The following is a 9,428-nucleotide window of genomic DNA, read 5'->3' as shown; positions in this document are numbered from 1 at the left end:
GCCTTCGGCTTCCCCCCTTATAAAGGGGGGCTAGGGGGGATCGAACCTAAAATCTATTTTTAATTTAATTATAACCAGCTACTTAACCAGATTTAGTATGAATAGAAGCAAACCGGTTATCTAAGAGCTAATTTTACGACCGAGGTGGGCAAGCTTATCTAGAACAGATTGAAGCAAAGATCGCCGCTGCTCGACGACAATATCTAAGTTAGCCAACATATACTTTACGTCCTTGTAGGCATTGTCCAGCAAGGCTAGTAATAATTCGCGATCGCCTGCGATGTCTTTTTCTGATGGGGTGCAGGTCCGTTGAAGTAATAAGTCCGCCGGTGGAGAAGGAAGGGAGGGCGATCGCTCGGACTCTAGCTGTTGAATGGTTTGTTGTAAATTTTCAATCACCCCATACATTTCCATCGGGTCAAAAACCCTTAACAGACTGGTTTGTGTGACAATGCCCAACCCCCGACCCCAGTTCCAAGAAACCACCAAACGCCCCACCCGCCGTTTTTGCATTTCCTGATGGGCCGTCCACAGGGAATCCTCCGGGTTGAGGAGAAATAAGGGCGTACTCATCACCGTCTGGGCCCTAGTTTTGTGCAGATCGATTTGAACTGCTTGAAACTGGACAAGATCTCGCTCTGTCACAATACCCACCGGGTAGTCATTGTCTTCGGAATTTCTCTGGGTGATCACCACACAACTGACACGATGTTCCGCCATTAACTGGGCCAATTGCAAGACTGTGGCGGTGAGTGGGGCCTGTACCACTTGACTGGTCATCACATCGGATACGCGACGAAACCGCAACAGATTGGCCGGACGCAATATCTGGCGAATACTTTCATGGGAAATCACCCCGATTAAGTGTCCTTGGTCATCCACAATCGGCAAATGGCGAATGCGGTAGCGCCGAAACAAAAACAGGGCAGCAAAAATGTCTTGAGCAGATTGCTGGGGCAAAGTGATCAGGGGATGTACCATCACATCAGCAACGGTTGTCTCGGTCAGGTTAATTCCTTGGGCGGTGAGTCGCACCACATCCCGTTCCGTCAAAATTCCTAATAACTCTTGCCCTTGCACCACCAGCAGACAGCTAACACGCACCTCTCCGGCCGGAGCAGCTAGAGGGTATAGGTCATCGGTGAGCAAACACAGACGACTATGGGCCTGACCGATCATAGCGATCGCATCTGCCAGGGAAGTGGTTGGCGGCACCGTCAAGGGGTGGCGATTGATCGCTTTTTCCAGATCGGGGGCCCAACTCAGAGGTGTATCGAGAGACATCAGCACCATCCTGCAATCGCAAAGGCCAAGATAGACAGAACAGCCACTGGGCAAAGAACCCAGACTCTCAGAGTTGCCAAAATCCTTTCTAAAACTATCTCAAAGTGTAGCGTCATTTAACTTTTTCCTAAAAGATGTAACGTTTTGTTACAATTTTTATTAAACTCGTAAAGATTTTAGACCCACTTCGGTGTATCATAGAGGGATGTAACAGGTTAAAGCCTGAAACTTTTTATTTAGGGGTTATTCAGCCTCTAATGGTTTCAGGAGCGGTATCACCAGACGCTGGGGTGAGTACTTCCGGGTTCTGGTCGGCCTGAAGGGTTACTCCGGAAATTCTGGACACCTTTCCATAAAGTCGATCCAGCACTCGCTTTACGGAAATACGCTGCCATGGTTGACCGCGTTTGGTGGTGTAGCCCTGTTCATTAAGCCAATCGGCGATCTTCTGCAAGGATTTCCCTGATTTGTGATGACGGCGAATCAGTTCAATGACCCGGCACTCTTCCGGATCATCCACTAATTCCCCATCGATCGATCGTTGTCCAAAGGCAGGGGAGCCGTAGCCCGCATAACCACCGTTGCTTGCTTTTGCCTGTCTGCCTTGTTCTAGCCGCTCCCAGGCAGATAAATCGTTGGAAGGGGTCGCTGTCATAGGGTATCTAAATGCAATAACTTGCAAAACCATATTATCGCAACTTAACGTCGCAAATTTGTTTTGATTGGGAGCAGCCGATGACGACTTACAAATTAAAACCCCTGCATGAGCAGGGACTAGATGTCACCATCGATGTCTGGGACAACCAAACTATAGACGATACCCCCGGGAGGCGGACAAAGTTAAAGGGTCAAAGGCCAAGCATTTTTAGATGAGGAGCGGTTCAAAGCTGAATTTATATTGTAAAACGCAGCGAGCAGAGAATTTGGACTAAGTTACACAGCATCAATCTGGAGATATAAACATGGGTACGGCTACATTTATTCAAGATGAAACTGAATTTGATTCCCTCTTAAAGAGTGAATCCCTGTTGGTGGTAGATTGCACGGCAACCTGGTGTGGACCTTGCAAACTGGTGGCTCCGTTGATCGATCGATTGGCCGATGACTATCGCGATCGCGCCAAAGTCTTCAAACTTGACCTAGACAGTAACAAACCCGTGGCCAAACGCTTTGGAATTAAAAGTATTCCGGCTGTCATGGTATTTAAACAGGGGAAATTGATAGAAACATTAGTTGGGGTTAAACCCTATGAAGAATTTACGGCAGCCGTAGAACGACAATTATAGTCTTCCACCGTGAACAAACACTCTGGGCAAACGTCCGAAGTTGACCCTTTCCTTCTCACACCACTATTCAATTTTGAGGTATGGCGATGAACAAGCTTATAGAAATCCGGTGTCCCAACTGTGGCAGCGTAGCTCAACGGCTCTTGAGCGATCGCCTGCCCGCAGGATATAAGTGTCCGGCCCGGCAAGTTGCTCAGACGGAATGCCCAGTGTGTGATTATTTCATCGCCATGTGTTGGCAAAACGGCGCTGTGCTGGAGGCCTATGCTCCAGGCATTCAGGGGAATACAGCTGCGGCCATGCCGCCCCAGCCCCAACCAGCGATCGCCCATTGGTCTTTGTCATCTGTGTTCAAAGTGGCACTCAGCCCACAAGAGTCTAGGAAATTGCTATCGGGACAACCCTAGTCAACTTTTGCATTTATACCAGTTCTTTCATTTAACCAAACCAAACCATATATGCTGCAAGCTCAAGAAATTATGACCCAAAACGTTGTCACCATTCGTGGTTCGGCAACGGTTGCCGATGCCGTGAAATTGATGAAAGAAAAAAAACTGCGGGGTTTGATTGTCGAACCGCGCCATGAACAGGATCCTTATGGAATTGTCACCGAAACCGACATCGTTTACAAAGTGGCGGCCTTTGGCCACGATCCTAAAACTATGCGGGTCTATGAAATTATGGCCAAGCCCTGTGTGGTCGTCAATCCCGAACTGGGGGTGGAATATGTAGCCCGGTTATTTGCTCAAACCCGCATTCGCCGCGCCCCGGTGATTCAGGGTAAAACTTTGCTGGGTATTATTTCTGTCAGTGATATTCTCTTCAAGAGCGATTTTGTTGAAAAGCCCAAGCGGTTGTTCATTGAAGATGAAATTGAAGCAGCCCGGGAAGACGCACGGGCAATTTGTGCGGCCAAGGGTGAAATCTCTCCCGATTGCGCAGCAGCCTGGGATGTGGTTGAGGAACTCCAAGCCGAAGCCTCCCATCAACGGGTCAAAAAACAGGGGACTAACTCACTTCAGTCCTACTGCGAAGCCAATCCCAATGCCTTAGAGTGCCGCATTTATGAGGATTAAATCCTGGCGGGTTTTGGGAGAATCGATCGCCTTGAGGATCTTGCCGATCGGTTTCCCCAGGCGATCGAGTTCTTGATCTCCACCTTTTCGGATGCGATATAGATCGATCGCTTGCGCTTACCGAATTCGACTTGATCGGGGGTCTGTGGGTACATACACCCCTAATTCCCCTGAGAGGAGATAATCAAGAAAAGTCTTGGCGATCACGGATAGTTTTTTATCCTTGGGATAAACCACATACCAATGGCGTTGGATGGGAAAATCTTCCACGTCAAGGATGGTAAATTCCCCATTGGGATGATCTAAATTTAAGACGTGCTGAGACAGAACCGAGATTCCTAAACCACCGGCGACCGCTTGTTTAATGGCTTCATTATTGCCGATTTCCAAACGCAGAGATAAAGTGATGCCATGGTCGAGAAAAATTTGCTGTACTGCCCGTCTAATTCCCGATCCCATTTCCCGCATAATAAAAGGTTCCCCTTGCAGCCGTTTAATCGGAATTTTTTTCTGTCCCGCTAGGGGGTGATCTTTGCGTGCAATGACCACAAGGGGATTTTCCAGAAACGGTTGAATATCGAGGTTTAGCTCTTGGGGGGGTTCGCTTAAAATATATAGGTCATCAACATTATTGATCATCCTTGCTTCTAGGTCTTGGTGATTGGTCAATTCTAGGGACACATCCACCCCTTCGTACTGTTGACAAAAAGGACCTAGGATCTGAGGGATTAAATATTGGGCTGTGGATACCGCCGCTAAACGCAGTTTACCCTGTTTAATGCCCTTGATATCGGCGATCGCCATCTCAAAGTTATCAAGATCCTTGAGGACTGCTTGACAGGTGACTAATAAACTGCGTCCGGCCTCGGTTAAATACAAACGTTTGCCTATCTGTTCAAATAAGGGTAAACCCACTGATTTAGTCAGTTGTTTCATCTGGGTGGAAACGGTGGGTTGGGTGATCGATAGTTCTTCAGCAGCCCTGGTGAAACTGCCATGACGAGCGGTCGCTTCAAAGACAATCAGTTGATGTAAAGTGGCGTGAATCAAGAGAGGCCTCTAGAGAGCTACACTTCTGTTACTGCCTTGAGGAGCTTTGCTAAACAGAAGCAGGAATGGAGGGGAACGAGTAAAAACCTCCCCACCCCGCTTATATCATAGGTTTAAATCAATACTTTTGTAAAGATATATCGATTTAAACTCAATTTACAAAAATTTGCTTGTCAAGATATCCGTTCTAGTATAGATTTATAACAATCGATCTTTAAAAACCATAAAGTTTTGTCTATCAAGGCTGGTCTGTCAACCGCCGGCTTTGTTGTGGCAAAAAATCCTTTGCTCAGTTGGATTCTCATGGAAATAACCAATCGTATTCATTTTGACAATTGGCGGGGCGATATATTAGGTTTTCTAACAGCTGCCATCGTTTATCTCCCTCTAGCTCTCGTCTTCGGGATAACTTCCGGGACAAGGGCGATCATGGCTAGTTTAACCGCCAAAAATCCCGAATTAGGCTTGCCCCCGGACTTGACGCTATCCAAAGTTATGCCCGCAACAGGTTTGCTTAAGGGGTAAAGAGGCTTATACCATTTTTCACAAGTAATGGCAGAGATGGTTAATTGCCCTCACCCCTAACCCCCCCTGCCCCCCCGACATCGGGGGGCAAGATACCTGCCAAGAATAAAGAAAAATGGTATTACTCTTACTCTTTTTCAGCTTTTGCAAGTTTATTTAGTTCATTTGTATTAATACTCCTCATCAGGGGAGGCCCAAGGAGGTATTCGTGGATTTTTTCTCATTGTTTGTCATGGACTTTATCCAGCAGTTGCAGTCGCCAACGCTGGCCTTTTTGATTGGTGGCATGATCATTGCCGCTCTCGGTAGTGAATTGGTCATCCCAGAGTCGATTTGTACGATCATCGTCTTCATGCTGCTGACCAAAATTGGTCTGACCGGCGGGATTGCCATCCGCAATTCCAACCTAACGGAAATGGTGTTACCCATGATCTTTGCCGTCATAGTAGGGATTCTCGTGGTTTTCATCGCCCGCTATACCTTAGCCAATCTGCCCAAGGTGAAAGTGGTGGATGCGATCGCAACTGGGGGATTATTTGGAGCCGTGAGTGGCTCGACTATGGCAGCCGGTCTGACGGTACTGGAAGAACAAAATATCCGCTACGAGGCCTGGGCTGGCGCACTCTATCCTTTTATGGATATCCCGGCGCTGGTAACGGCGATCGTGGTGGCTAACATTTATCTTAACAAGAAGAAGCAGAAAGAAGCGGCCTACGACCAAGAGTCTTTTAGCAAGCAGCCGGTGGCGGCTGGGAATTATTCCGATCAGCAGGATTATCCCAGCAGTCGGCAGGAGTATCTCAGCCAGCAGCAGCCGGCGGATAATCGGGTCAAGATCTGGCCGATCATTGAAGAAAGCCTTCGCGGACCGGCCCTATCGGCCATGTTATTAGGTCTGGCTTTGGGCATATTCACCCAGCCGGAAACTGTCTATAAAAGCTTCTACGATCCCCTCTTTCGCGGCCTGCTTTCGGTCTTGATGCTGGTCATGGGGATGGAGGCTTGGTCAAGGGTGGGTGAACTGCGTAAGGTGGCCCAGTGGTATGTCGTCTATAGCGTCGTAGCACCGTTTATACATGGTCTAATCGCCTTCGGTCTCGGCATGATTGCCCACTACGCCACCGGGTTCAGCTGGGGCGGTGTGGTCATGCTGGCCGTCATCGCTTCCTCTAGTTCCGACATCTCTGGGCCGCCCACGTTGCGGGCCGGTATCCCCTCGGCTAATCCCTCCGCCTATATAGGTGCGTCCACGGCCATCGGTACGCCCGTAGCGATCGGCTTGTGTATCCCGTTCTTCGTTGGTCTCGCCCAGGCCCTAAGCGGCGGCTAGGATTGTGGTCGGTCGGTGATCCCTCGATCGGACAGACCAAGCAAATAAATGTACATACTTAAGGAGATAATCAACATGGCTAAACCAGCCAAAAAGCTCGTCATCGTCACAGAAAAGATTTTGCTGAAAAAAGTCGCCAAGATCATCGAAGAATGCGGGGCGAGTGGTTACACGGTGATGGATACTGGCGGTAAAGGCAGTCGCAACGTGCGCTCGTCGGGACAACCCCACGTTTCCGAAACCGACAGTAATGTTAAGTTCGAGATACTTACCCCCGATCGAATTATGGCCCAAAATATTGCCAAGCAGGTTGCCGATCAGTTTTTCCTCAATTTTGCGGGCATGATCTATCTCTGTGATGCGGAGGTTCTGTACGGACAGAGTTTCTGTGGACCAGAGGGCTGTGAAATCTAGACAACTAAGCTTGTCTTGATCCGGGCCACCGCATCCCCAGCCTGACTGTCCTGGAGCGGTGGCCCCTTTTCCTATCCCCCAGTTTTATAACCACCTAGGGCTTGCTGAATAAATCTAAAAACCTTGTTGGATAAGGCTTTTAGGCTTTTTTCCCTCAAAAAGTGCTGACCATTGGAGTGATTGGGGGTAAAATTCCTGGACTTTTTCCCTGAAAATTAGGTAACTGACTACCTCAAAATCGGTAAAACCCTACACCCTACACCCCACACCCCACACCCTGCCCCCACGAAAAACTTTTTCAGCAGACCCTACCTAAAACCTTTAACCCTCATCCCTTTAAACTGATGATTTTGTCCTATATTCTGCCTCCTTCGATCGGGGAGATAGCAGCCCCCATGACTCCGCTCCCCTTGCTTGCCACCGTTGTGGCCGAGGATTCACCGATTATTCTCTCTGGCGTATTGCTGACACTGGTGGTGATTTATCTGGCCAGCAAGCTCGGCGCAGAGGCCGCCCGACGATTGGATTTTCCGCCCGTACTGGGAGAACTGGTCGCCGGTGTGATTGTCGGCGTTTCGGCCTTGCATCTGCTCATCTTTCCCGAAGGGGGGCTATCGGCCTCTGACTCGCTGATTATGACGGTACTGCAAGGATTGAATCAATTGGCCCCGGCTGCCGTGGACCGGATCTTTGAGTCCCAAAGTGAAGTGATTTCGGTTCTAGCTGAAATCGGTGTGATTATTCTGCTGTTTGAAATTGGCCTAGAATCCGACCTGCGACAACTCAAGGAAGTGGGAATTCAAGCCACGGTTGTGGCCTGTGTGGGGGTTGCGGCACCTTTTGCGGCAGGTACGGCCGGGTTAATGCTCGTCTTTCATGTGGCGGCTATCCCGGCGATTTTTGCAGGGGCTGCCTTGACAGCAACCAGTATCGGTATTACCTCGAAGGTGTTGTCCGAGTTAGGTCAACTCAAATCCAAAGAAGGGCAAATTATTGTCGGTGCAGCGGTGATCGATGATGTCCTTGGTATTATTGTTCTGGCTGTGGTCGCTAGTTTAGCCAAAACCGGTGAGATTGATGTGACCAATGTTATTTATCTGATTGTCAGCGCTACGGCCTTTTTGATCGGATCAATTTTGTTGGGAGGTATTTTTAACAAAAGTTTTGTGGCGATCGTGGAGCGGCTGAAAACTCGGGGAAATATTGTTATTCCCGCATTTGTCTTCGCTTTCTTTATGGCATTTTTAGGCAATGCTATTCATCTGGAAGCGATTTTAGGGGCCTTTGCTGCGGGTTTGGTGCTTGATGAAACTGATACCCGCAACGAGTTGGATGAGTTAATTAAACCGATCGCCGATTTGCTTGTACCGATTTTCTTTGTGACGGTGGGAGCGCGTGCCGATCTCGGTGTTTTAAACCCAACGGTACCGGAGAATCGGGCTGGACTTTTGATCGCTGTCTTTTTGATGGTTGTGGCGATTATCGGTAAACTGGTGACAGGCTGGGCAGTTTTTGGCATATCCGGAATCAATCGCCTCGCCATCGGTGTGGGTATGATTCCCCGGGGTGAGGTGGGTTTAGTTTTTGCTGGGATTGGTTCGGCCAGCGGAATTTTGGATAAGCCTTTGGAAGTGTCGATTATTATTATGGTAATCCTGACCACTTTCCTCGCTCCTCCCTTCCTCAGAGTCGCTTTTGGTAAGACGGAAACTGTTGCCGAAACCCTGGAAAGCAAGGAGCCAGCTAATCCTATTCCTTAATTTTGCGGGTAAAATCTGATTTTTTAGACGAGGCTGAAGCATTTTCAGCCTTTTTACAAATCTATGCTCAGGATAAGGGAGCGATCGAGGTAAGATTTGAGAGTATCTAATCTTTTTCCTATGTTCGAGCAGACATTTAAGAATATCGATGATATTCTCCGAAAAGAGGCGGGGTGCGCGACGGAGTTGGATTACGCGGAACAGATATCCTGGATTCTCTTTTTGAAACCCACATTCCGCACCCTAAGTGTCACAACGTCTCAAAAGAGGAAGGGGCGTAAGCCAAAATACTTATCTAGAGGAGTTAGTTGGCGGCAAGCTGCCGGCAACTAAGCCGAAAATTCCAGGGTTCTCCCAGTAATTCTCAATAAACAGTGCTTATTGAGAATTACTGGGCAATCAGACTTAACATCTAGGGGGAGATGTTCCAGTTACTCGCTTTGTTTTGTCACCCCTTGAAGTCAATCCATCTGGTCAAGATAAGAGATAATATTCCTGGCAAGGTTTGGGAAAACGCCAGTTTATTGTTGACATAGTTTTGTAACCATGACCAACTTACCCCTGTTACTCTAGCAATTCCTCGCAAGGAAATTCGTTCGAGCAAGAGTTTATCAATTAATTGTTTGGTTTCGTCAGAGACGGTTTTATTAGTGGGATTGATCACAAACTGACGACCACACTCTTTACATTGACGTTTGGGTTT

The 9,428-nt window shown here is 48.2% G+C and carries 10 protein-coding genes and 1 pseudogene; 7 read left to right on the top strand and 4 right to left on the bottom strand.

Going from position 1 to position 9,428, the window contains the following annotated elements:
• Window positions 1-120 precede the first annotated feature (120 nt).
• Window positions 121-1,293 carry a CBS domain-containing protein gene (locus PN470_RS12315; protein WP_271935768.1) on the bottom strand — a complete coding sequence of 391 codons (1,173 nt, stop codon included), beginning with the start codon at window positions 1,291-1,293 and terminating at the stop codon, window positions 121-123.
• 238 nt (window positions 1,294-1,531) lie between these two features.
• The gene (locus PN470_RS12310; protein ID WP_002751593.1) at window positions 1,532-1,972 is read right to left on the bottom strand and encodes a recombinase family protein; all 441 of its coding nucleotides are present in this window, start codon (window positions 1,970-1,972) and stop codon (window positions 1,532-1,534) included.
• A gap of 274 nt (window positions 1,973-2,246) precedes the next feature.
• Here PN470_RS12310 and trxA point away from each other — a divergent pair, with 274 nt between their 5' ends.
• From trxA to PN470_RS12295, 3 genes are all read left to right on the top strand, one after another.
• Window positions 2,247-2,570, top strand: coding sequence for a thioredoxin (gene trxA, locus PN470_RS12305; RefSeq protein WP_002778933.1), 324 nt, complete (start codon window positions 2,247-2,249; stop codon window positions 2,568-2,570).
• 80 nt (window positions 2,571-2,650) lie between these two features.
• A complete protein-coding gene (locus PN470_RS12300; protein WP_002751596.1) occupies window positions 2,651-2,977 on the top strand; it encodes a hypothetical protein in 327 nt (108 codons plus the stop codon).
• Between the two features lie 51 nt (window positions 2,978-3,028).
• Window positions 3,029-3,646, top strand: coding sequence for a CP12 domain-containing protein (locus tag PN470_RS12295; RefSeq protein ID WP_002737762.1), 618 nt, complete (start codon window positions 3,029-3,031; stop codon window positions 3,644-3,646).
• 117 nt (window positions 3,647-3,763) lie between these two features.
• Here the strand turns inward: PN470_RS12295 and PN470_RS12290 are convergent, their stop codons facing one another.
• Window positions 3,764-4,696: a LysR family transcriptional regulator gene (locus PN470_RS12290; protein ID WP_069474650.1), complete on the bottom strand. Its 933-nt coding sequence runs from the start codon at window positions 4,694-4,696 to the stop codon at window positions 3,764-3,766.
• Window positions 4,697-4,927: 231 nt separating this feature from the next.
• Here PN470_RS12290 and PN470_RS22175 point away from each other — a divergent pair, with 231 nt between their 5' ends.
• From PN470_RS22175 to PN470_RS12270, 4 genes are all read left to right on the top strand, one after another.
• Entirely contained in the window at window positions 4,928-5,221 is a 294-nt protein-coding gene (locus PN470_RS22175) for a sulfate permease (RefSeq protein WP_334310438.1), read from the top strand.
• 208 nt (window positions 5,222-5,429) lie between these two features.
• Complete coding sequence (locus tag PN470_RS12280) at window positions 5,430-6,551, top strand: sodium-dependent bicarbonate transport family permease (RefSeq protein WP_272104608.1); 1,122 nt, start codon at window positions 5,430-5,432, stop codon at window positions 6,549-6,551.
• A 75-nt stretch (window positions 6,552-6,626) separates the two neighbouring features.
• Window positions 6,627-6,965, top strand: coding sequence for a P-II family nitrogen regulator (locus PN470_RS12275; protein WP_002736019.1), 339 nt, complete (start codon window positions 6,627-6,629; stop codon window positions 6,963-6,965).
• Between the two features lie 344 nt (window positions 6,966-7,309).
• Complete coding sequence (locus PN470_RS12270) at window positions 7,310-8,725, top strand: cation:proton antiporter (protein ID WP_002778917.1); 1,416 nt, start codon at window positions 7,310-7,312, stop codon at window positions 8,723-8,725.
• A 520-nt stretch (window positions 8,726-9,245) separates the two neighbouring features.
• On the opposite strand, the pseudogene PN470_RS12265 reads toward PN470_RS12270, so the two are convergent.
• Window positions 9,246-9,428 (bottom strand): annotated as a pseudogene (locus PN470_RS12265) (IS1 family transposase); the annotation flags it as partial.

Origin of the sequence: Microcystis sp. CS-574, assembly GCF_028329095.1 — a bacterium.
Classification (GTDB): Bacteria; Cyanobacteriota; Cyanobacteriia; order Cyanobacteriales; family Microcystaceae; genus Microcystis; species Microcystis ichthyoblabe_A.
Note: the sequence above shows the minus strand (reverse complement) of the source record. Positions and strands in the feature narration are given on the sequence as shown.

Bases quoted from the DNA above. Each gene is read 5' to 3' on its own strand.
- PN470_RS12315 (WP_271935768.1), bottom strand. From the start codon at position 1,293: ATGGTGCTGATGTCTCTCGATACACCTCTGAGTTGGGCCCCCGATCTG.
- PN470_RS12310 (WP_002751593.1), bottom strand. From the start codon at position 1,972: ATGGTTTTGCAAGTTATTGCATTTAGATACCCTATGACAGCGACCCCT.
- trxA (WP_002778933.1), top strand. From the start codon at position 2,247: ATGGGTACGGCTACATTTATTCAAGATGAAACTGAATTTGATTCCCTC.
- PN470_RS12300 (WP_002751596.1), top strand. From the start codon at position 2,651: ATGGCGATGAACAAGCTTATAGAAATCCGGTGTCCCAACTGTGGCAGC.
- PN470_RS12295 (WP_002737762.1), top strand. From the start codon at position 3,029: ATGCTGCAAGCTCAAGAAATTATGACCCAAAACGTTGTCACCATTCGT.
- PN470_RS12275 (WP_002736019.1), top strand. From the start codon at position 6,627: ATGGCTAAACCAGCCAAAAAGCTCGTCATCGTCACAGAAAAGATTTTG.
- PN470_RS12270 (WP_002778917.1), top strand. From the start codon at position 7,310: ATGATTTTGTCCTATATTCTGCCTCCTTCGATCGGGGAGATAGCAGCC.